The following is a 24,029-nucleotide window of genomic DNA, read 5'->3' on the forward strand; positions in this document are numbered from 1 at the left end:
ATTAACGCTTCGACTCCGCTCAGCGTGACACGTTCAAATTATACAAAATAGTATTAGGAATGTCACGCTGAGCGGAGTCGAAGCGTTAATAATCTATAACTCATAATTCAAAATTTATAACTTCTTCTACTCGTTACTCTTCTCCGCAAAGCAAAAAATATTCCCCAATTTAATACTAGAATAACCATTACTTTTTATTTTGGCAGAATTAATCATTGCTTTGGCTAAAATATCTGTCGGAAGGGGTTTCTGACTTTCCAAAAGCCCCAATTTATTCGCAAATTTTATAATTCTGCTTCCTAAGACTTCTCCGGTTCTTTCGGAATCTTTTCTTTCCAACATTCCTGGTTTGAAGATTGTAATTTTATTGAAATGTAACTGTTTTACAGCTTCTTCCAATTCGCCTTTCATTTTAGAATAGAAAATTTTAGATTTAGGATTAGCTCCGTAAGCGGAAACTAAAACATAGTCATCAACCTCATTTTCTTTGGCAGCTTTTGCAAATTCATATTGATAATCGAAATCAACTTTTCTTTGAGCCTCTTTGCTTCCTGCACTTTTCAAAGTCGTTCCAAGACACGAAAAAGCAACATCACCTTTTACAGAATCCTTCCATTCTTCCGGTTTTTCGAAATTAACGACATGAACTTTCAATTTATTGTCCTGAATATCAATAGGTTTTCTCACGAAGACATCAACTTTTTCAAAATCTTTATCGTTAAGTAATTGATTAACCAAATCTTTTCCTGTAGCACCTGTAGCGCCGATTACCAAAGCTTTCATAATAATATTGTTTATGGTGATGATGTTTCTTTCTTAAATTTACTAAATTTGAAATTAATATCAATGATTATTAATCACTTATCATTTATTAAAATTCATGGATGCCAACGAAATACTAGATTATTGCCTAGCAAAAAAAGGAGTTACAGAAACTTTTCCTTTTGATAATGAGACGCTTGTAATGAAAGTAGGAACAAAAATGTTCTTATTAATGGGGCTTGAAAGACAGCCTTTAGGAATTAATGTAAAAACAGATCCGGAATGGAGTGCAGAACTTCGCGAGCAATACCCACAAATTACAGGCGCATTTCATATGAATAAAACACACTGGAATTCGGTTTCCGTAGATGGATTAAAAAGAGATTTGATTTTTAAATTGATTGATCAGTCTTATGAATTGGTATTTAATTCATTAACGAAAAAAGCAAGAGAGGAAATTGTAAACGGCTAAAAATTAAATTCTTCCGTTAATCTTTTGTCTTCATCCAGTCTTTCAACTAATTTTTCCAGTCCTTCAAATTTAATTTCCTCATGAAGAAAATCTCTGAATTTCACTGTGATATTTTCGTCATAAATATCTCCTTCGAAATCAAGGATATAAACTTCTACAGTTAATTTTTCGCCATTTACGGTTGGATTTGTGCCTACGCTTAACATTCCTTTGTATTGTTGGTTTTTAACTAAAACTTCAACAATATAAGCACCTTTTTTAGGTAAAAGTTTTATAGTTTCAGTTCCGATATTGGCCGTTGGATAGCCGATTGTTCGCCCTAATTTTTTTCCATGGACCACCGTTCCGGAAACAGAGTAGGAGTAACCCAACATTTCGTTGGCTTCTTTAATATTACCACTTAAAAGCGCATTTCGAACTTTCGTAGAACTGATATTGTTCTCATGAATGTTGATCGCTTCCATTTGTTCAACCTCAAAATCTAATTCTTTAGATAATTTTTGAAGCAATTCAAAGTTTCCGCTTTTATTTTTTCCGAAAGAATGATCGTAACCTATAATTAAATATTTTACGTTTAATTTTTCAACTAAAATCTGACGAACGAATTCTTCTCCCGTAAGATTTCTGAATTCTTCATCAAATTCTTTAAGGAATAAATTATGAATGTCATATTTTTCCATCAACGATTTTTTCTCTTCCAAGGTATTCAGAAGCTTAAGATCTTCATTTGGATTAAAAATAAATCGCGGATGCGGCCAAAAAGTGAGGATAGCAGTCTCCAAATTGTTCTCTGAACCTACTTTTTGTAATTCATCGATAATACTTTTATGTCCCAGATGCACCCCGTCAAACATACCTAAAGACAATGCTAAAGGCTTTTGAGAAGAATAATCACTAAAATTTTTGAAAACTTTCAAAACGGAAAAAATTTTGACTGCAAATATAAAGCCTTTAAAATGATCTATTATTATATAGTAAGAGTTATTTTCAATAAGAAAATTCGATAAATTATTAATTTGAAAATAGGATGATTTAAAATATTCTAAATGAATATCAATATTAATTATTAAATATTTAAATATAGATCTTAAATCTTTAATTTTAAATACCAACCATTTCAACTAAATCCTAAATCCTGATTCCTTTTGTTTAATACGAAAAGCATGATAAAAATCTTTTTTTTAGCAATTGTGGGTTTGGTAAGAATCATTATATTTGCACCAAGAAAAAATTTAGCAATGGCAAACCAAATTAAAGGAAAAATTTCTCAAATTATTGGTCCTGTAATCGACGTAGTATTTAAAGATGTGGAAGCAATTCCAAGTATTTATGATGCATTGGAAATTACAAAAGGAAACGGTGAAAAAGTAGTCTTAGAGGTAGAACAACATATTGGTGAAGATACTGTAAGATGTATCGCAATGGATGCTACAGACGGTCTTCAAAGAGGGCAGGATGTGATCGGATACGGAAATCCTATTACTATGCCAATCGGTGATGCCGTGAACGGAAGACTATTCAACGTTGTTGGTGATGCTATCGACGGGCTTCAAAATATTTCTAAGGAAGGTGGTCTTCCAATTCACAGACCAGCTCCGAAATTTGATCAACTTTCAACTTCTGCTGAAGTTTTATTCACAGGTATTAAAGTAATTGACTTAGTTGAGCCTTACGCAAAAGGAGGTAAAATTGGTTTGTTCGGTGGTGCCGGTGTAGGTAAAACTGTATTGATCCAGGAGTTGATTAACAATATTGCAAAAGGACACGGAGGTCTTTCTGTTTTCGCCGGAGTAGGTGAAAGAACGAGAGAAGGAAATGACCTTTTGAGAGAGATGCTGGAATCAGGAATTATCAAGTATGGTGATGATTTTATGCACTCTATGGAAAACGGAGGTTGGGATCTTTCTAAAGTAGACTTAGAAGCTATGAAAGAATCTAAAGCTGCATTCGTTTTCGGACAAATGAACGAGCCACCAGGTGCAAGAGCTAGAGTAGCACTTTCTGGTCTTACATTAGCTGAGTACTACAGAGATGGAGGTGAAACTGGACAAGGTAGAGACGTACTTTTCTTTGTAGACAACATCTTCCGTTTTACACAGGCTGGTTCTGAGGTATCTGCACTTCTTGGTCGTATGCCATCTGCGGTAGGTTACCAACCAACATTGGCATCTGAAATGGGTGCGATGCAGGAAAGAATTACTTCAACTAAAAACGGTTCAATTACTTCAGTACAGGCGGTTTATGTACCTGCCGATGACTTAACTGACCCGGCTCCTGCAACAACGTTTGCTCACTTGGATGCAACAACGGTACTAGATAGAAAAATTGCTTCATTGGGTATTTACCCGGCAGTAGATCCATTGGCTTCAACGTCAAGAATCCTGGCTCCGGAAATTATTGGTGAAGAGCATTATAACTGTGCTCAGAGAGTAAAAGAAATTCTTCAGAGATACAAAGCGCTTCAGGATATTATCGCGATCCTTGGTATGGAAGAACTTTCTGAAGAAGATAAATCTGTTGTTTACCGTGCTAGAAAAGTTCAGAGATTCTTATCTCAGCCTTTCCACGTAGCTGAACAGTTTACAGGTATTCCGGGATCATTGGTAGATATCAAAGATACTATCAAAGGATTCAACATGATTATGGATGGTGAATTAGATCACTTACCAGAAGCTGCTTTCAACTTGAAAGGGACTATCGAAGAAGCTATCGCAGCAGGACAAAAAATGTTAGCTGATAACGCTTAATTTTTGAACGCTTTATGCCTAAAGCTTAAAGCCTAAAGCCTAAAAAATATGAATATAAAAATTTTAACACCAGAATACGTAGTTTTTGAAGGAGAAGTAGACTCAGTATTGTTGCCTGGAAAGAATGGTGAATTTCACATCATGAAAAACCACGCAGGAATCGTTTCTTCTTTGATCGGCGGTAAAGTAAAGCTTTTTGCTCAATCTATTGATGAAGCTTTTGCTAAAAACTTCACTAAAGAAAATGAGAAAGACTCTGTTTTTTCTTATTCAATCAAAAGCGGTGTTGTAGAATTTAATCATAATAAAGGAATCATCCTTTGCGAATAATTAAATGAAAAGCTAAATATATTTTCAAAAAGTGTAACTTTGGTTACACTTTTTTTATGTCATGTAAAAATTTGATTTTATGAAGAAAAATATAATCATGTTGTTTACAATTTTGAGCATTTTCCTCAATGCCCAAAGTATTAAAACCAAAAGAGGAATTGTAAGTCTTGACGGAGTGCATGTTGCAAAAATTTCCAATAAATCAAATGAATATACTTTTTTAGATTTAAAGGAAACTCCGATTTACACAATGCAATTTATTGATAAGGGTATAGTTGATTCTGTAAGAGATAGTTATATTACCCTCAATCGTGTTTACAACAGAGATAAAACATTGGATCTGGATTATATTTCGCCATCTGCATTTTCTGGTGAAGAAAAATCGGCAGTATACACTTCAATAAAAGGGTTGAAAATTATCGATGAAAGAGGAATTAATATTAAAAATTTAGATGAAGTTTTTAAAAATCCACCTAAAAGAAAGCTTGATTCTAAAACCAAAGATGCATACACAACAAGAAGTAAAATTGATAGACTGAAAATTGAGATCAATAATGTTGGCGAAATTCTAAGTAATGGTGTTCCGGTGGGATACTTCACCAATTTACCTGTAAGCTTTGGTTCTGATGATACAGTTTATGAGAAATCTTTTTTAGATATAGAAGTATATGATGCAAAAAGTAAATATATAGGTAAATATATTACGACAACTAAACAGATAAAGACTGCTAACGGAAAGATTTTTACGCTTTACAGAGAAATGTCCGGAAGAGCTTCAATTTTAAAATTTCCTACCTACAAAGCTATCGCAGAAAGAATGGCTATAATGGATCCTAGTTTTATTAAAATTCAGGATAAAGTGACTGTTGGAGAGGTTGTAAAAGATGGTGTTCAAAAATAAAATCATCAATAGGAACGGGCTTTAGCCCGTTTAAATAAGGAATAAATTCAATTGGCTTCAGCCAAAATCTATAAAAAACTCTTGAAAATTAACTTTCAAGAGTTTTATTTTTCCATTCACTTTGTCATTCCATAGGAATGATAAACTTAATGTGTATCTTTTATGTATTATAGATTAAATAAAATAGTTCTCAAATTTACAAACTCAAAACAACTCCATTATCTTTCAACTGCTGCATTGGTTTTGAAAACCAAAATAATTCAAAGTCTTCTAAATTTTCTTCAAACTGAATCTTCAATTGTTGAAGCGTAATTTTTTTTGCGTTATCTGTAGAATTTTCTTTAAGCGTTTTTACCAGCCATTCTGCTTTTTCCTGTTCCAAATCTATTTTTACGATATTGGTTTTTAAATGGAACGTAAGTTGCGTGTACGCCCATGAATTCTGCTTTTTTGTTTTTATGTAATTCTCAGCGATTACGTTTTTGTCCAAAAAAACGATTTTTGAATTTCCTTTAAATTTAAAATCATCTTCTTCCAAAAGACAATCGTGAATATAATCGGAATGAATTGTCGTTTTCGGAATTTTAAAATCAAACCAATCACTTAACGGAATTTCAAAATTAATTCCGTGCATATAATTGAAGAGAGATTTTTTTAGCCCAAAACTAAATTTGCTATGATCGATTCCTGTTTTGTCTGTAAAATCAATATCGTTGTTGGCAAATAATATTTCCTGTTTAATCGGGGTAACTCCAAATTCCTCGGGATTCAATCCGACAGGTGAATGGGCAGTCATTGCAAACTGATGCCAAAATCCGCTTTGTAGAATTCCCATTTCAAATAACTGTCGAACCATTTCCAAAGAATCAATAGTCTCCTGAATGGTTTGGGTAGGGTAGCCGTACATCAAATAAGCATGAACCATAACTCCTGCTTCAGTAAAATTTCTTGTAACCTTGGCAACCTGTTCCACAGAAATTCCTTTGTCGATTAATTTTAACAGTCGGTCACTGGCAACTTCAAGTCCACCCGAAACGGCAACACAACCGGAAAGTTTTAGCAAAAAGCATAGATCTCGCGTAAAACTTTTTTCAAAACGAACATTCGTCCACCAAGTCACGACAAGATTTCTTCGCAGAATTTCCAGCGCAACTTCACGCATCAAAGCAGGTGGAGCTGCTTCATCTACAAAATGGAATCCTGTTTCGCCTGTCGTAGCGATCAATTCCTCCATTCTGTCAACAAGAATTTTTGCGGAAATAGGTTCGTAAATTTTAATATAGTCTAAAGAAATATCACAAAAAGTACATTTTCCCCAATAGCAACCATGCGCCATTGTTAATTTATTCCATCTTCCGTCGCTCCATAAACTGTGCATCGGATTGGCTATTTCAATAACGGAAATATATTTATCTAGCTGTAAATCAGTGTAATCGGGAGTTCCGATATCTGCCTGTTTGTAATCGTGTCGCTTAGAATTGTTTTTATAAGTAACTTCTTGATTTTCAATTAAAAAAGTACGTTTAAATTCTGCTGTTTCAACTTCAGTGTTGATATTTTCACGAAGCAATTCAATCGGAAGTTCACCATCATCCAATGTTATAAAATCGAAAAATTCAAAAACTCTTTTATCTTTGATTTCTCTTAATTCAGTATTCGGAAAACCGCCACCCATGGCAGTTTTGATGTGAGAATAGTTTTCTTTGATGAACTTTGCACATCTAAAAGATGAATATAAATTTCCCGGAAAAGGGATTGAAAAACAGATCAACTTTGGCTGAACAGTTTCAATTTTTTCGTGAAGAATTTTTAATGTAAAATCATCAATAAATGTTTGATTATCTGATAGTTTTAAATATAATTCATCAAAAGAATTAGCACTTTTCCCTAATCGTTCTGCATATCTGCTGAAACCAAAATCCGAATCCACATTCTCAACAATATAATCAGATAGATCTTCTAAGTATAAGGTAGCCAAATGTTTAGCTTTGTCCTGAAGTCCCATGTTTCCGAAAGCATATTCCATATCATCCAATTGATTGAATCTGGAGGCTTCAGGAAGGAAATTCATGCTACAGATTTGTCTCGCCAACGTAGGACTTTTACCCTGCAAAAATGAAATAACCTGTTCGATTGTTTTTAGATATTCTTCTCTTAAAGCAAAAATTCTCTGAGAGTTTTCTGAGATATTTTGAATGTCAATTTCTGTATCGAAAATTTTCTGAATTCCGTCTTTTGAAAATAATTCCAAAATAACCTCAATCCCCAAATCGATCTGATAGCTAGAAATATTTTTTGTGTTCAAAAAACCTTTGATATAAGCCGTTGCGGGATAAGGTGTATTAAGTTGGGTAAAAGGCGGAGTGATAAGAAGCAGATCTTTCAACAGTAAATTTTTTGTAAAGTTATTTTAAATATTTTAAATTTTATGAATGGGCAATTTTTTTACTTCCTGCAAGCACATTAAGAATAACTCCAAAAAGAATTAACGAAATTCCGATGAATAAATTAAAGGTAAATTTTTCATGAAAAATCATAACACTCACCATTACAGCTACTACAGGCTCCAATGCTCCCAGAATTGCCGCAGGAGTAGAACCAATATTTTTGATCGCATATACCAAACATAAAGTTGAAATAACGGTTGTAAGAAATGCAAAGATTGTCAAGTTAAAAAAGACAGCTGTTGATGGAATCCCAAAAGATTCCTTTCCTGTCAACGCTTTAATCATAAAAAATCCTGAAGTAAAAAGCATGGAATAAAAGGAAAGTTTAAAACCCGAAACTTTAATATTCGATTTATTGACAATAATAATGTAAAGTGCATAAAATAAAGAACTTAACATTACAATTCCTAATCCTGCATAATTGATTTCCAAGCCTTTTCCCTTCAAACATAAAATAATTACGCCTGTAAAAGCAAGAAGTAAGGATATGATGGAAAGTTTTGTGAGTTTCTCTTTATAAAAGAAAAACATGATTAATGCGACGATCACAGGGTAAATGAAAAGTACGGTTGAAGCAATTCCGGCTGTGAGATAATCGTATCCTAAAAATAAGAGTTCGGAAGAAAATGCATAGCACGTTCCTAAGGCAGCTAAAATTAATCCTTCTTTTTTATTAATAGAAAGATTTTCTTTAGAATAGAGTAAATATCCGCCAATCATTAAGGCAGAAAATAAAAATCTATAAAATAAAGTTATGTCTAATGAAAAATGTGCTTGCTTCACAGGCAGGATGAAAATAGGAATCAAACCATATGAAACCGCTGAAATAATTCCTAAAGCATAACCCTTTAACTTCATTAATTTAATTCTATTTTATAAAAAACCACTGAAAAGGATCAGTGGTTTTTTTGTATTTATATGATGATATCGAAATTACATTTGTTTGTACTCGATGTTCATTTGCTTTTCCATTTCTGCGTAAGCACCTGAATTTAATTTTTCTTTGATGCCATCAAAAGCAGCTAAAGTTTCATTAATTTCTGAATCTGTATGAGAAGCCGTAGGAATTAATCTTAGCAAGATCATTCCTTTTGGAATCACCGGATATACTACAACTGAGGTAAATACACCGTAATTTTCTCTTAGATCTTTTGCTAAAAGAGTAGCTTCGATCGTAGTTCCTTCAATGAAAACAGGAGTTACACAAGTATTTGTGTTTCCAAGGTTGAAACCTCTTTCTTTCAAACCATTTTGAAGTTTAACTACGTTTTCCCATAATTTAGCTTTAATCTCCGGGCGAGTTCTTAAAAGCTCCAGTCTTTTCAAACCTCCGATTACCATTGGCATTGTTAAAGATTTAGCAAAAATCTGAGAACGAAGATTGTATTTTAAGAATCTGATGATCGTTTCATCTCCCGAAAGAAATGCTCCGAAACCTGCCATAGATTTAGCAAAAGTTGAGAAATATACATCGATCTGATCCTGGCAGCCTTGCTCTTCACCAGCTCCAGCTCCGGTTTTACCCAAAGTTCCGAAACCGTGCGCATCGTCTACCAACAATCTGAATTTGAATTTTGATTTTAAATCACAAATTTCTTTAAGTTTCCCCTGCATTCCTCTCATTCCGAAAACACCTTCAGTAATTACTAAAATCCCGCCTCCGTTTTCTTCTGCCACTTTAGTTGCTCTTGCCAAGTTTTTTTCTAAACTTGCAATATCGTTATGCTTGAACGTAAAACTTTTCCCCATATGAAGACGAACTCCATCCACGATACAAGCGTGAGAATCAGAATCATAAACAATCACATCGTGTCTTGTAACCAATGAATCAATAGCCGAAACCATTCCCTGATAACCGAAATTTAAAAGATAAGCAGACTCTTTTTGAGTAAACTCTGCCAATTCTTTTTCCAATTGCTGATGTTGCTGAGTTTCACCAGACATAGCTCTTGCGCCCATCGGATAAAACATTCCGTATTCTGCAGCAGCTTTTGCATCAGCTTCTAAAACTTCCGGATGGTTGCAAAGTCCTAAATAGTCATTGGCACTCCAGAAAATTACATCTTTACCCTGAAATTTCATTCTTGGACCAATCGGACCTTCCAATTTTGGGAAAACAAAATATCCTTCTGCATAATCTGCAAATTGTCCCAATGGACCTGGATTTTGTTTAATACGATCAAAAATATCTAACATTTTATTAATATTTAAGTAAAAAGCCTTTTGTGATCTACAAAAAAGGCTTGATTTGTATAAAATTATTTATTCTTATTTAATGAATTCTGTCTTGAAAACTTCATCATAGTTGTGTACACAATTATTAACGAACCCTTGCTCAGCCATCCATTTATCACTGTAAACTTTGGTGATGTATCTTGAACCGTGGTCAGGATAGATCAAAACAACGACATCGTCTTTAGAAAACTCATGAGACTGTGCATATTGTATCAATCCCTGTGTTACTGCTCCTGTTGTATAACCTCCCATAATTGCTTCTTTTAGAGCTATCTCACGGGTTCTGTAGGCAGACATTTCATCATTCACTCTTACAAATTCATCTACTTTGTCAAAAAGCAAGGCAGAAGGGATCAAATTTTTCCCCATTCCTTCGATCTGGTAAGGATGAACGTCTTCTTTGTGAATTTCTCCTGTTTCGTGGTAGCTCTTTAAAATAGAACCATCAGCATCAACACCAATAATCTTGATGTTTGGATTTTTTTCCTTTAAAAACTTCGCCGAACCGGATAATGTTCCACCTGTTCCGGTGCATGCAAAAAGATGCGTGATCTTACCTTCTGTTTGCTCCCAAATTTCAGGTCCAGTACTTTGATAATGTGCATCAATATTCAACTCATTAAAATACTGATTGATATAAACTGAATTTGGCGTTTCTGAAGCAATTCTTTTTGCTACTTCATAATATGATCTCGGATCATCCGCAGGTACATTCGCAGGACATATATATACAATAGCTCCAAGTGCTTTAAGATAAGCAATTTTTTCAGGCTTGGTTTTGTCGCTTACTGCAAGAATACATTTGTATCCTTTAATAATGCAAACCATTGCAATAGAAAATCCGGTATTCCCTGAAGTGGTCTCTACCACTACAGAATCCTCCTTTAATAATCCTTTTTTCTCAGCGTTATCAATAATATGAAGTGCGATTCTATCTTTAGTGGAATGTCCAGGATTATATGATTCTAACTTGGCATAAACGGTTGCAGGAATATCTTTCGTCACAGCATTTAGCTTCACCATAGGCGTGTTCCCTATTAGGCCAAGGATATTATCGTAAACATTACTCATTATTTGTTATTTTTCAATAAAAATCTGACCGCAAAAATACAAAAAAATAAATAATTTCTAAACTTTTGTTTGATTTGTAAGCATTGTTTACTAAATATTCTTTCTTTCTTTTGCAATCTAGCTCTACTATGTTCGCAAATACTGCGCCATTTTTTTAAATTTTGTTAAAATCGACACAGAATCATATAAAAGCCTTATTTTCGCGTAATTGATTTAATACTATGAAAAATTGGACTTTTAGGCAATGGAACACCATTTTAGGATGGGTGATTTTCGTCATTGCATTTTTCACGTACTTGTCAACTATTGAACCTAATTTTAGTTTTTGGGATTGTGGTGAGTACATTTCTTCTGCAGTAAAATTAGAAGTAACGCATGCTCCGGGAGCGGCTTTATTTCAGATAGTGGGTGCTGTGGCAGCCATTTTTGCATTTGGAAAAGGTGAAAATTATTCTATTGTAATCAATGCGATGTCTGCATTGTTTAGTGCGTTAACGATTTTATTCTTGTTCTGGACGATCACGCATTTTGTGAGAAGACTTCTGAACAAGGATTTTGAAGAAATTACAAAACATCAGGAAATTTCTATCCTGTTTGCCGGAATGGTGGGAGCTTTATGTTTCACATTCTCAGATACGTTCTGGTTTTCGGCGGTGGAAGGGGAAGTTTACTCGATGGCTTCTATGTTTATCGCATTATTGGTCTGGTTGATCACGAAATGGGAAAATGAGTATACAGCGGTTGATAATGAAAGATGGATCATCCTTATTTTCTTTATTTTAGGACTTTCTGTTGGGGTGCACATGATGTGTATGTTGGCGATTCCTGCGGTTTGTTTGGTATATTATGCTAGAAATTATAAGTTCACATGGAAAAATTTCATCTGGGCTAATGCAATAACATTGGGAATTTTAATTATTGTTTTTAAAATTATCTTCCCTTTAATTATGTCAATGTTTGGCAAGTTGGAAATTTTCTTTGTTAATGGTTTAGGACTTCCTTTCCATTCCGGAACTATTGTTGCGTTTATTTTAATGGTGGCGATCTGTTATTTCACTATTAAATATGCCAGAAGAGCGAAAAAGAATATTTATCAGACTGCTGCTTTGTCGGTTGTTTATATGATTATAGGCTTCTCTTGTTGGATGGTAATTCCGATTAGAGCGAATGCTAATACACCAATGAACTTGAATGACCCGGACAACGCAATTGGTATGCTGGATTATTACAACAGAGTACAGTACGGAGACTGGCCTACAATTTACGGTCAAAACTATACGGCTTTCCTTGATGCGAATGGAATTGAGAAAAATGAAGACGGAAGTTTCAAGACAACAAAAACCGGAGATATTTACGAAAAAGACGAAAAAACAGGAACATACAGAAAAACGGGTGACAGATTTAATTATGTTTTCAGTAAGTCTCAGGTAAGTTTAATGCCAAGAATGTTTAATGAAGATAAGGATGTAATGGCCAATTACATTTCTATGTACGGAGCTCCAGATTTTACTTTTAATTATGCAAACGAAGATGTTGCAGATAGTCCTCAGGCTAAGCAGATCTTTGACGAATTGAGAGGTAAATATGAAGATAAAAGCATCACAGCGGCGGATTATTTAAAGGTTAAACCATATAATCTGATCAATGTTCAGAAGCCTTCACTGGCTCAGAATATGGATTATTTCTTCACTTTCCAGAACGGATATTACTTTGTAAGATACCTGATGTGGAACTTCGTAGGCAGACAAAATGACCTTGAAGGAAGCTATGAAGATACCAAAGGAAACTGGATTTCTGGAATCCCTGCAATAGATAATGCGAGATTAGGAAATCAGGATGCAATGCCTGCAAAATTCAAAAATGAAAGTACAGTTGCGTTTTTCTTTTTACCATTAATTTTAGGTTTAATAGGATTCTTTTTCCAGTTAAACAGAGATTTTGGAAGATTTTACGCAATATTATCTTTATTTATATTAACAAGTGTCGGAATTGTTTTCTACACAGGAGTAAAACCTTTCGAACCAAGAGAAAGAGATTATGCAATGGTAGGCTCGTTCTACGCTTTTGCGATCTGGATTGGTATGGGAGCCGGAGCAATTTTATGGTTCCTTCAGTCTAAAGTTAAATCTAATTCGGCAAATATTGTTGCAGGAGTAGTTTTATTAGGAGTTCCTTTTATGATGGGTTTCCAGAACTACAATGTACACAATAGACACGGTAGATATACATCTTATGATTATTCTTATTCCGTATTAAAATCGTTGCCGGAGAAAGATATTTTATTCGTTTACGGAGATAATGATACGTATCCGGTTTGGGCCATTCAGGAGACTGAAAACTTTAGAGATGATGTGAAAGTAGTTAACTTTACATTAGCTTCAACTCCTTGGAATATCGATCAGATAAAAAGAAGAACATATAACGCGGCAGCGGTTCCTAGTCAACTTACACATGATGACTACAGAGACGGGGTAAATGATCAGATCTATCTGATGAAAAAAGATGATTGGGAGGGTATTTTCTCTATGTTGAAAGAACAGGGCGCACCTGCAACTGAGTTTGCGGAATTTAGAAAGTATCTTACTCAGGATTCCATGACGATGAAAGATGCAATGAGTTTTATCAAGCATAACTCATCTTCAAAGAATGAACTTCTGAAAATGTATTTTGGAGAAGATAAATATGAAAAGTATAATATTCTTCCGGTTAACAAATTCATTTTACCTGTAAATAAAGAGAATGCTTTAAAAGCTGGAATCATCAATCAGGCTGATCTTCCGAATACGGCGAATCAGATTATGATTACTTATAAAGGAAATACGCTTTTCAAAAACAACTTAATTATGCTTGATATTTTGGCTAATTTTGATTGGAAAAGACCAATTAACTTCTCTTCAGGAGGTATTTACGACAGCGAAAATATTTTCTACCTTGATGAATATCTTCAGTTTGACGGTTTTACCTATAGACTAGTTCCTATTCATACACAGCCGTCTGCAGATGGAGAAATGGGTAGAGTAGATCCTAATTCATTATACAATGTGGTTAAGAACTTCAGATGGGGTAATTTTAAAGATCTGAATGTTCATTTTGACGAAACGGCAACGTCTAACATTATGAGCTACAGAAGTTCTGCAAGTAGAGCTGCATCTGCCTTAGCGTTAAGCGGACAAAAAGCAAAAGCAATTGAATTATTAGACTTAGCTTCAAAAGAAATTCCTGCTGAAAAATATAATGATCCTCGTTCTTTAAGTTCAATGGTTTACGGATATATCGTTGCCGGACAAGAGAAAAAAGCATTACAATTGGCAGAAGTTCTTAAAAAAGGAATTTTTGAAGAATATGATTATTATTTAGGACTTACTCCTTATGAACAACAGTTTGTAAGAAAACAAATGAGAACAAAACCTATGGAATATTCATTAGTAGTTTCAGCGGTTACAGATGCTTATACGAAGATCGGACAGAAAGATAAAGCTTATGATTATTTGGTGAGATCTATTGACCCGATTGATAAGAAATTCAATAGATTTGTTGAGAATCTTAAAGAAATGGGTAAAGAAAAAGCAATGAAAGAATCTGAAAATGTTCAAAAAATAACGCCTTTCTATCAATATCTGTTTGATATTATGCAGCCTTTTGATTCTACGTATTCAAAAGAAAAAGAAGAGCAGATTACAACGTCAATTATCAAAGCAACACAATAATAGAAACGAATTTTTGAAAAAATGATGAATAGTTTAAAAAAAACAAATTTTCCCTTTACTGTTTTTTTAATAGCAATCGTTACATGGATATTTTTAGCTGTAGCGGTATTTTTAATAAATAAATATGTGGTATTTACCGGAAACAATCTTTTATTTCCGTTTTCGGTAATCTATCCATCCTCATTTCTAATAATAGGCAGTTTATTCTGCCTATTATTTTTGGGTACAGGGCTCTTGGCTTATCAATATCACCAGAAACTCAATTTCTTTGTGATATACATGATCTGCGCTTTATTAATCGTATTTGGAAATATGGGTCAGGGAAATGTAGACATTGCATTTTTGCAGCCTTTCTACCTTAAAGGAAGGCAGTATTATGCTGATGCCATTAACATTACAGATTGGAGATTATGGATATTGAATTTTAACCATAATTTAGAGTCTTTCCAGATGCATACACGCACGCATCCGCCTTATACAACCTTAATTCACTATGTTTTTCTTGAGCTGTTTAATGGAAGTGTATTAGGATTAAGTCTTTCATTTTTGGCAGTCTCACTTTGTAGCTTTCCGTTAATGAATTTATTGATGAAAAACTTTAGGTTTGATAAAACAAAAAGGAAATTTTTATTGATATTATTTGCTGTAATTCCATCAGTAAATATATATCTTTTGATTTCTATTGATGCTTTAGTTCTTACATCAACCTTATTATTTTTATGCGGAATTTCTACGATTTTCATTAAAAATAAGCTGAGCTTTTTAGGAATTTTAATGAGTGTTTCAGGATTGATTCTTACCAATATGCTGACGTTTTCAGGACTGTTTTTATTTGCATTTCTGGGGCTTTTAGCTTTGGTTACATTATATAAAAAGCAGTATTCTGTTTTCTTTAGCTCAATCATTTGCTTCGTTTTAACGGTAGCTTTCTTCTACGGGAGCTATGAAGTTACAGGAAGTAATCATTGGGAAACTTTTAGAGAAGCCAGTCATTCTGAAAATCCAAATGGTTTTATGTTACTGCATTCGCCTGTTGTTTATTTCTTCACAAGATTGGAAGATATTGGGGAGATCCTTATTTTCCTTTCGTTTGCTTATATGGCGTTATTTTTTAGCTTTAAAAATGAAAACTTAGGATTATTTTCGGATAAGCAGGTTAATATTTTTTCATTTGCAGGACTAACAGCTTTAGGAGTGATGTTCCTTACAGGTGCGTATGGAACAGGAGAAACAGCGAGAGCATGTTTGTATATCGTACCGTTTTTTCTATTATTTTTGAAAGAATTAAATAATAACAGAACTCTTAAAGTATTATACATTCTTTGTTTATTGCAGACCTTTGGAATGCAGTTGATAGGAAATTATTACTGGTAAAAACTAAAAGTTATGAAATACTGTGCTTTTCTTCGAGGCGTCAATGTAAAAGGAACAAACATGAAAATGGCGGACGTTTGTCAGGTTTTTAAAGATGCCGGAATGGAAAATATTAGTTCAATTCTAGCTTCTGGAAATATTGTGTTTTCGTCTGAGAAAAAAGCGGATGAATTAAAGAAAATCCTTGAAAAAGCAATGTCAGCGCATTTTTCTTACGAAGCATTTTTATTTGTGAAATCTCAGGAAGAAATAGAAAATTTCTGGAACGGAAACCCTTTTGAAAAAAATGATGATCTTCATTCTTATTCTTTTGTTGGTAACGATGGAATTGAGAATGTTTTGATGAAAGAATTCGAAAGTGCCTCAAAAACTGAAAATGAAGATGCAAAAATTGTGAATCATATTTTCTATTGGCAAATTCCAAAAGGAAATACTTTAGATTCTACTTTTGGTAAGATTTTAGGCAAAAAAAGCCTGAAAGATCAGTTTACAAGCAGGAATATCAATACTTTTGAGAAAATCTTAAAAAAGATTAATTAAAACTATCAATAATAGATGCTTCGACTTCGCTCAGCATGACATCGCTAAAAATTTACTGTTAAGTCAGACAGTTAGTATTAGAAATGTCATGCTGAGCGAAGTCGAAGCATCTATGTTTATAACGTAAAGTATATACTATTTATTACTCCAAAATAATTTCCGATTCTGAAACTTTATAAGTATTTTTACTGAACTTTTAATTTAAAATAAAATGATTCAGTATTTAGATAATATCCATCACAAAGATTCCAAAAACTTTTTCCTTATTGCCGGACCTTGTATTATTGAAGGCGAAGACATGGCGTTAAGAATTGCAGAAAAAGTAATTGAATTAACCAATAAATATAACATTCCATACATTTTCAAAGGAAGCTTCAAAAAAGCTAACAGAAGTAGAGTAGACTCTTTTACGACGATTGGAGAAGAAAAATCTTTGGAAATCCTTAAAAAAGTTGGTGAAACTTTTAATATTCCTACGACAACAGATATTCACGAGAATGAGCATGCAGCTTTGGCGGCTCAATATGTTGATGTTCTGCAGATTCCGGCATTTTTGGTGCGTCAGACAGATTTATTGATCGCTGCTGCAAAAACAGGAAAATGTGTTTCTTTGAAAAAAGGACAGTTTCTTTCTCCGGAATCAATGAAATTCGCTGTTCAGAAAATTACAGATTCTGATAATCAGAAAGTTGCTATCATTGAAAGAGGAAATTCTTTCGGATATACAGACCTGATTGTTGACTACAGAGGAATTCCTACCATGAGAGAATATGCACCTGTTATTCTGGATGTTACGCATTCTCTGCAACAGCCAAATCAAAGTTCAGGAGTTACAGGAGGGAGACCGGATCTTATCGAAACCGTTGCAAAAGCAGGAATTGCTGTAGGTGCAGACGGAATTTTTATCGAAACCCACCCAACACCGGAAACTGCATTATCAGACGGAGCCAATATGTTGAGACTTGATTTATTGGAAGATCTGTTACAAAAACTCACAAGAGTAAGAGAAGCGATTTTGTAATTACTTTAAACAAAACAATAAATTGCTTATACAAATAGGCTAAACTTCAGGATTACAATATAAATATCATTTTAATAAATGTTAAATAAAGTTTAAATAAGTTAAAATAAAATTTATATATTCACGTTTGAAATTTTAAAACATTTCTTTTGAAAAAACTAGTTTTACCACTGAGCCTTATGGTTCCCATGTTAGTATTCTCTCAAACAAAAAAGAGAGATACGACAAGAACAACAGATATTGAAGAAATCGTTTTCCAGAAAAAAGTGACGGGAAAAACGAATGACCTTACTACTGTAAAAATTTCAGCAAAAGATGCTCAGAATGTGGCGAGTATTTCCGGAGGTATAGAAGGTGTTATTAAAACGTTACCTTCCGTAAACTCCAACACAGAGCTTTCTTCACAATATATGGTTCGTGGTGGAAACTATGATGAAAACCTTATTTACATTAATGATATTGAAATTTACAGACCTTTTCTGATTAGAAATTCTCAGCAAGAGGGTTTAAGTATCATTAATCCCGATATGGTTTCTACCGTCAATTTCTCTGCCGGAGGTTTTGAACCAAAATACGGAGATAAAATGTCTTCTTCATTAAATATCTATTACCGCGAACCTGAAAAATTTGAACTTTCAGGAGAAGCGAGTTTAATCGGAGGAAGATTAACGGCAGGTTTAGCTTCAAAAAATAAAAAATTAACCGCTTTATTTTCAGGAAGATACAGGAATACGAATTTGGTTCTTAATACGTTAAAAGAAGATACCAATTTTAACCCTAGATATTTTGATTTCCAGACATATCTTAATTATCATATCAATGAAAAATTTTCACTTTCGTTCATAGGATATTATTCCAAGAACGATTACGAAATGATTCCTAAAGAGCAGAGTATAGACTTTGGTTCTTTGCAGAGACCTATCAATCTTACTGTTTTTTATAACGGTAAAGAAGACGATAAGTATAAAAATATGATGGGGACATTCTCTATGAATTATAAGCCATCAGATAAGTGGAAATTTACACTAGATGCTTTTTCTTATCAGAACAGAGAAAGAGAATATTATACGATTTCATCAAGTTATATTTTACAGACTTTCGATCCTATTACAGGAGATCCAACGACTTCATATGATGCTGGCGGACAGATAGAACATGCAAGAAATGATTTGTTTGTAAGAACGTACGGAGCTCAATTCAGATCCCGTTTTTCACCTAATCCGAATACAGATATTGAAGTTGGATTTAAATATGAAAAAGAAAATCTAAAAGATCTTACCAACGAATGGAAATTAGTAGATTCTGCAGGATACAGTCTTCCTCATGAAGAGTTCATAGACCCAAGAAATCCCGGGAATTTGGAACTGATGTATAATATTTCCGGGAACAATCATATTGAGCCTACAAGAATGTCTGCTTATGCACAATACTCTCAGAAATTTTATTGGGGTTCCAGCAAGGTTTTTGTAAATGCAGGAGCCAGAGTTTCAAACTGGAGTTTTAATAAAGAAACAATTTTTTCTCCAAGAGCTCAGTTTGCTATTAAACCAGATTGGGATAGTGACATGTTGTTCAAACTTTCGGGAGGTATTTACTATCAGTCGCCTTTCTATAAGGAAATCAAAGACTTAGATGGTAATTTTAATAGTAATATAAAATCTCAGCGTTCAATTCAGGCTATTTTAGCGAATGATTATGAATTTACGATGTATAACCGACCGTTCAAGTTAACGACAGAATTATACTATAAGAAAATGAATAATCTGATTCCTTATTATATGGATAATGTAAGGATTCGCTATTCAGGTGAAAATAATGCGACAGGTTATGCTTACGGAATTGATACAAGATTATTCGGAGAATTTGTTCCGGGAGTAGATTCTTGGTTGTCTGCAAGTTATGCCAGAGTATATGAAAATATTGAAGGAAAAGGAGATATTCCGAGACCAACGGATCAAAGATTCAGATTTGCCATGTTTTATCAGGATTATATGCCGGAATTTCCTTCTATGCGCGTGAATTTAACGCTAACCTACGCAATGGGATTGCCGACAGGCGCACCGGTTCTTACGGATCCATATACGTACCAAAGAACGTTACCTTCTTATAAAAGGGTAGATATAGGGCTTTCTAAAGTATTTATCGACAGAAAAGATAACAAGAAAACATACGGATTCTGGGGTAATTTTGAAGAATTAACGTTAGGAGTTCAGGTTTTCAATGCATTTAATATCAGAAATACCGTTGCTAACCAATGGATCACAGATGCAAATACTAATTTAATGTATCCTGTTCCGGTTCGTTTAACAGGTCGCTTTTTCAACGTAAAACTTGAATTTAAGATTAAGTAATCAGGTTGTTAGGAATTAGGGCTTAAGGATTTAGATTAAAAATTAAACACAATCATCTGTGAAAATCAGTGTGATTTGTGGGAAAAAGAAAAAAATCTACAACAAAATAAATTGAAAATCTCCTGAATAATTGCAGGAGATTTTTTGTTTCCTGAATTTTATAACAACATCACAGAATTTTATAACAGTCATTCAATACTTATTTCTACCTTTGCTACAGCATATGAAAAAGATTCTTGCCATATTGTTTTCTATTTTCTACTTCGGATTTTCTTCCGGGGCGGTTGTTAGTGTACATTATTGCATGATGGATATGGTTTCTGTAAGTCAGAAAACAGATGATTTATGTAGTAAATGTGGCATAAAAACTAAAAAAGACTGTTGTAAGACAGAAATCAAAGTTGTGAAAGTTGATGATTCTCAGAAATCAAATCTTTTGAAAATTGATTTTTTAAAACAAATTTCAGAAATTCAAACCCATCAGTTTTTCTTTGTAGATAAGTCTTTTTCGGCAACAAAATTTACTCAGATCCAGATCAATGCACCGCCTGAAAATAGGCAGGTTCCTTTATTTATAAATCATTGTAATTTTAGAATTTAGAATTAGTCAGTCGTTTGGTATTCATATCATTATGAACGATATGGCTTGTCGCAATAGGCGATATTAAATTATTCTTTATTAATTAATTCTAAATTTTAAAACAATGAAAAAATATATCATTACAGCATTATTCTCTTTATTTTCAATTATTTCTATTTCAGCACAATCAAAATCTGATGCTCAGGTTTCTAAATTATATCAAAATTATATTACCATAAAGACTGCGTTGGCTTCTGACGATGCCGACAAAACTTCAAAAGCAGCTTCAGAATTCATTAAAAGAGCTTCGGCGATCGATTATAAAGTAGTTTCTGAAGGAAATTTAAATGTTCTTAGAAAAGATGCAACAGCTATTTCTGATGCCAGAAGTATTGCAGCGCAAAGAGAAACATTTTCTAACCTTTCAGATAACATGATTGCTTTAGCGAAAGAATTTAAACTTTCAGATAAATCAGTCTTCGTTCAATATTGCCCAATGGCAGACGCTAGCTGGCTGAGCAACGAAAAACAAATCGTAAATCCTTACTACGGAAGTTCTATGCTTTCTTGCGGAAGTGTAAAGTCAGAGATAAAATAAGTGTTGTACTTGTCTTTAAATTAATGAGTTGTGTAGTTTAAGTTGTAAGTAACTTTAAGCTATGCAACTTGAAAAATAATTCGAAATATTATGAAAAAGCTAATCCTATTTCTGATATTTTTGTTCTCTGTTTTCAATTTCGCACAAACAACAAAAACATATTATACCTGTCCGATGCATCCGGAAGTCGTTTCTTCAAAACCTGGAGACTGCCCGAAATGCAAAATGACATTGGTGAAAAAAACGGTTGTTATAAAGCCTACAGTTACTCCAAAACCGGTAGCGAAACCTATTTCAAAACAAGAAACAAAAGTTGTAGAAACAAAGAAAAAACAGCCTGTAACTAAGGCTAAGGCGAGAGTTGAGCCTAAAGTAACTGTAAAACCCAAAATAAAAGCGGTTCAAAAATCAGATAAGAAGGAAACAAAAATCTTATCTAAACCTTTATCTCAACAATCTCAAAATCAGTCAGTATACGTTTGTCCAATGCATCCTGAAGTAACTTCAAATAAACCCGGAAAATGTCCAAAATGCGGAATGGATCTGGTTGAAAAAGAAAGTAATGAAGATAAAATTGCTGAACCCGAAACTGATAGAAACGTACCATTTAAAAAGAATTCCGAAAATGGAAAAGTAAGTTTCGGAGGAAAAACAGTTCGCTATGATCTTTATGTAAAAGATACGATCGTAAATTTTACGGGTAAAAATCGAAGGGCTATTGCAGTAAATGGCAAGCTACAGGCTCCGACTTTATATTTTACAGAAGGAGATACTGCTGAGATTTATCTTCACAATATGCTTAAAGAAAACACTGGTTTTCACTGGCATGGCGTGATTTTGCCCAATGAACAGGATGGTGTTCCTTATCTTACGACAAAGCCTGTACGACCTGGTGAAACGCATTTATATAAATTTAAAATTTCACAAAACGGAACCTATTGGTATCATTCTCATGAAGGTTTGCAAGAACAGATCGGAATGAACGGAATTTTAGTTTTCAATAAAAGAGAAGGCGAACCAAAAGTTCAATATACTAAAGAAATCCCTGTATTATTGGGAGATTGGAGCGATGAAGATCCGATGCAGATCGCAAGAAGACTTCATATGGCGAATACAGACTGGTATGCAATCAAGAAAAATGCAGTTCAGAGTTATTGGGAAGCCATAAAATCCGGAAATTTTGGAACAAAAGCGCTGAATGAATGGAAAAGAATGGAAGCGATGGATGTGAGTGACGTGTATTATGATAAATTCCTCATTAACGGACAGCCAAGCTCAGAATATTCAAATTTAAAAGCCGGTGATAAAGTAAGACTGAGAGTTGCTAACGGAGGTTCTTCAACCTATTTCTGGCTTAATTTCGGAGGTGGAAAGTTTAAAGTTGTCGGAAATGACGGAAACGATGTGGTTCCTGTGGAAGTCGATCGCCTGATTGTCGGTGTTTCTGAAACCTATGATATTGAAGTAACGATTCCTGAGAATAAAAGCTTTGAATTTAGAGCAACTTCGGAAGACAGAATTGGTCATGCTTCTCTTTGGCTCGGTTCCGGAGAAAAAATGGAAGCTCCGAATTTACCAAGATTAATGCTTTTTGAAGGCATGAAAATGATGAACGGAATGATGGAAATGAGCGGAAATATGAAGCCGATGAATATGACGATGGGAAATCAGATGATGGATATGAATGAGGTAATGTATCCCGAACTTACTGAAAATCAGCGAAAAATGACTGCTAAGCATATGAATGAAATGATGGGGATCAAAGAGAAGGAATCTAAGAAAGAAGAAGATCATTCCCGGCATTCAGGAATGGATATGAAAGAAGAAAAACCAATTAAAAGGTTATCATACAATATTTTAAAATCTCCTGAAAAGACGATTCTTCCAACCGAAAACGTAAAAGAAATGAAGTTTACACTGGAAGGAAATATGAACCACTATCTCTGGACTTTAGATAATAAAACGGTTACTGAGACAGATAAAATTTTGGTTAAGAAAGGGGAGATTTTAAGGATTACGCTCTATAATAATTCAATGATGCGTCACCCGATGCACTTGCATGGTCATGATTTTAGACTGATCAATTCAAAAGGAGAATATTCACCGCTGAAAAATGTGGTTGATATTATGCCAATGGAAACAGATGTTATTGAATTTGCTGCTAATCAGGATGGTGACTGGTTTTTCCACTGTCATATCTTGTACCACATGATGGCAGGAATGGGAAGGATTTTCAGCTATGAAGATTCAAAACCGAATCCTCAGCTTCCGAATAGAAAACTGGCATGGAAAGACTTTATGAAAGACAATAGAATGGTAAGTTCTATGGCGATGCTGGATATTGCAAGCAATAAAATTCATGCAGAAACAATGACGATGTTCGGGCCAAGATGGGCGAATTTAAATGAATTTCATACCAATTGGAACATGGATCATTTTGACGGAAACTTTAAAGTGGGAAGATTTCTAGGAAAGTTCCAGTGGGCATTGCCTTATGCAGGGTTCAGGATTCAAAAAAATCATGAAATTATGGAAAGGCAAATGGCAGAAGAAATGGGAATGGATTTTCATGGTAAGAAAACCTGGTTTGGACAAAATAAAGCTTCAAAAAATAAAGCAACCTTTATTGTTGGTACTCAATATCTTTTACCTATGTTGGTTACCGCTGATGCCAGTATAGATCAAAACGGAAAGGTTTTATTGGAACTGAGCAGGGAAGATATCCCGATTTCAAGAAGGATAAGAGGGAATTTCAGCCTTAATTCTGATGGTGAATTTACGACAGGATTGAGATATATTGTACAAAAATGGTTCTCGATCTCCGGAAATTATGATAACGAAATGGGCTGGGGAGCCGGACTTACCTTAACCTATTAAAAATAAAGACTGTTTC

At 34.0% G+C, this 24,029-nt stretch carries 18 protein-coding genes; 12 read left to right on the top strand and 6 right to left on the bottom strand.

Annotated features, from left to right (window positions below; genetic code table 11):
• Positions 1–126: 126 nt before the first annotated feature.
• Positions 127–783 carry an NAD(P)H-binding protein gene (locus BT156_RS00790; protein ID WP_072406263.1) on the bottom strand — a complete coding sequence of 219 codons (657 nt, stop codon included), beginning with the start codon at positions 781–783 and terminating at the stop codon, positions 127–129.
• A gap of 97 nt (positions 784–880) precedes the next feature.
• Between BT156_RS00790 and BT156_RS00795 the strand changes: the two genes are divergently transcribed.
• Positions 881–1,234 (top strand): MmcQ/YjbR family DNA-binding protein, encoded by a 354-nt coding sequence (locus BT156_RS00795; RefSeq protein ID WP_072406265.1) that lies wholly within the window; start codon positions 881–883, stop codon positions 1,232–1,234.
• Here BT156_RS00795 and BT156_RS00800 read toward each other — a convergent pair.
• Positions 1,231–2,151, bottom strand: a complete 921-nt coding sequence (locus BT156_RS00800; protein WP_072406948.1) for a bifunctional riboflavin kinase/FAD synthetase — start codon at positions 2,149–2,151, stop codon at positions 1,231–1,233. The two genes, BT156_RS00795 and BT156_RS00800, sit on opposite strands and share 4 nt — an antisense overlap.
• 321 nt (positions 2,152–2,472) lie before the next feature.
• Between BT156_RS00800 and atpD the strand changes: the two genes are divergently transcribed.
• The 3 genes from atpD (at position 2,473) to BT156_RS00815 (ending at position 5,212) form a co-directional block, all read left to right on the top strand.
• Positions 2,473–3,981 (top strand): F0F1 ATP synthase subunit beta, encoded by a 1,509-nt coding sequence (gene atpD, locus BT156_RS00805; protein ID WP_072406950.1) that lies wholly within the window; start codon positions 2,473–2,475, stop codon positions 3,979–3,981.
• A gap of 48 nt (positions 3,982–4,029) precedes the next feature.
• Positions 4,030–4,311: a FoF1 ATP synthase subunit delta/epsilon gene (locus BT156_RS00810; RefSeq protein WP_072406267.1), complete on the top strand. Its 282-nt coding sequence runs from the start codon at positions 4,030–4,032 to the stop codon at positions 4,309–4,311.
• Between the two features lie 79 nt (positions 4,312–4,390).
• Complete coding sequence (locus BT156_RS00815) at positions 4,391–5,212, top strand: hypothetical protein (protein ID WP_072406269.1); 822 nt, start codon at positions 4,391–4,393, stop codon at positions 5,210–5,212.
• A gap of 196 nt (positions 5,213–5,408) precedes the next feature.
• Here BT156_RS00815 and BT156_RS00820 read toward each other — a convergent pair whose 3' ends face one another.
• From BT156_RS00820 to BT156_RS00835, 4 genes are all read right to left on the bottom strand, one after another.
• Positions 5,409–7,598 carry a B12-binding domain-containing radical SAM protein gene (locus tag BT156_RS00820; protein WP_072406271.1) on the bottom strand — a complete coding sequence of 730 codons (2,190 nt, stop codon included), beginning with the start codon at positions 7,596–7,598 and terminating at the stop codon, positions 5,409–5,411.
• Between the two features lie 40 nt (positions 7,599–7,638).
• Positions 7,639–8,517, bottom strand: coding sequence for a DMT family transporter (locus tag BT156_RS00825; protein WP_072406273.1), 879 nt, complete (start codon positions 8,515–8,517; stop codon positions 7,639–7,641).
• 75 nt (positions 8,518–8,592) lie between these two features.
• On the bottom strand, positions 8,593–9,855 hold the full coding sequence (locus tag BT156_RS00830; RefSeq protein ID WP_072406274.1) for an aminotransferase class I/II-fold pyridoxal phosphate-dependent enzyme: 1,263 nt from the start codon (positions 9,853–9,855) through the stop codon (positions 8,593–8,595).
• 72 nt (positions 9,856–9,927) lie between these two features.
• Positions 9,928–10,965 carry a PLP-dependent cysteine synthase family protein gene (locus BT156_RS00835; protein WP_072406276.1) on the bottom strand — a complete coding sequence of 346 codons (1,038 nt, stop codon included), beginning with the start codon at positions 10,963–10,965 and terminating at the stop codon, positions 9,928–9,930.
• Positions 10,966–11,186: 221 nt separating this feature from the next.
• Between BT156_RS00835 and BT156_RS00840 the strand changes: the two genes are divergently transcribed.
• From BT156_RS00840 to BT156_RS00875, 8 genes are all read left to right on the top strand, one after another.
• Positions 11,187–14,672 (top strand): glycosyltransferase family 117 protein, encoded by a 3,486-nt coding sequence (locus BT156_RS00840; protein WP_072406278.1) that lies wholly within the window; start codon positions 11,187–11,189, stop codon positions 14,670–14,672.
• Between the two features lie 21 nt (positions 14,673–14,693).
• Positions 14,694–16,046, top strand: a complete 1,353-nt coding sequence (locus BT156_RS00845; RefSeq protein WP_072406280.1) for a hypothetical protein — start codon at positions 14,694–14,696, stop codon at positions 16,044–16,046.
• A gap of 12 nt (positions 16,047–16,058) precedes the next feature.
• A complete protein-coding gene (locus BT156_RS00850; protein WP_072406282.1) occupies positions 16,059–16,586 on the top strand; it encodes a DUF1697 domain-containing protein in 528 nt (175 codons plus the stop codon).
• A 211-nt stretch (positions 16,587–16,797) separates the two neighbouring features.
• Complete coding sequence (kdsA, locus tag BT156_RS00855) at positions 16,798–17,607, top strand: 3-deoxy-8-phosphooctulonate synthase (protein WP_066758312.1); 810 nt, start codon at positions 16,798–16,800, stop codon at positions 17,605–17,607.
• Between the two features lie 149 nt (positions 17,608–17,756).
• Positions 17,757–19,958, top strand: coding sequence for a TonB-dependent receptor plug domain-containing protein (locus BT156_RS00860; protein WP_072406284.1), 2,202 nt, complete (start codon positions 17,757–17,759; stop codon positions 19,956–19,958).
• A gap of 223 nt (positions 19,959–20,181) precedes the next feature.
• On the top strand, positions 20,182–20,559 hold the full coding sequence (locus BT156_RS00865; protein WP_072406285.1) for an HYC_CC_PP family protein: 378 nt from the start codon (positions 20,182–20,184) through the stop codon (positions 20,557–20,559).
• Positions 20,560–20,662: 103 nt separating this feature from the next.
• Positions 20,663–21,136 (top strand): DUF3347 domain-containing protein, encoded by a 474-nt coding sequence (locus BT156_RS00870; protein ID WP_072406287.1) that lies wholly within the window; start codon positions 20,663–20,665, stop codon positions 21,134–21,136.
• A 90-nt stretch (positions 21,137–21,226) separates the two neighbouring features.
• Positions 21,227–24,013 (top strand): multicopper oxidase domain-containing protein, encoded by a 2,787-nt coding sequence (locus BT156_RS00875; RefSeq protein ID WP_072406289.1) that lies wholly within the window; start codon positions 21,227–21,229, stop codon positions 24,011–24,013.
• Positions 24,014–24,029: the final 16 nt, after the last annotated feature.

The sequence above is a fragment of the Chryseobacterium limigenitum genome (assembly GCF_900114875.1).
Lineage (GTDB): Bacteria > Bacteroidota > Bacteroidia > Flavobacteriales > Weeksellaceae > Chryseobacterium > Chryseobacterium limigenitum.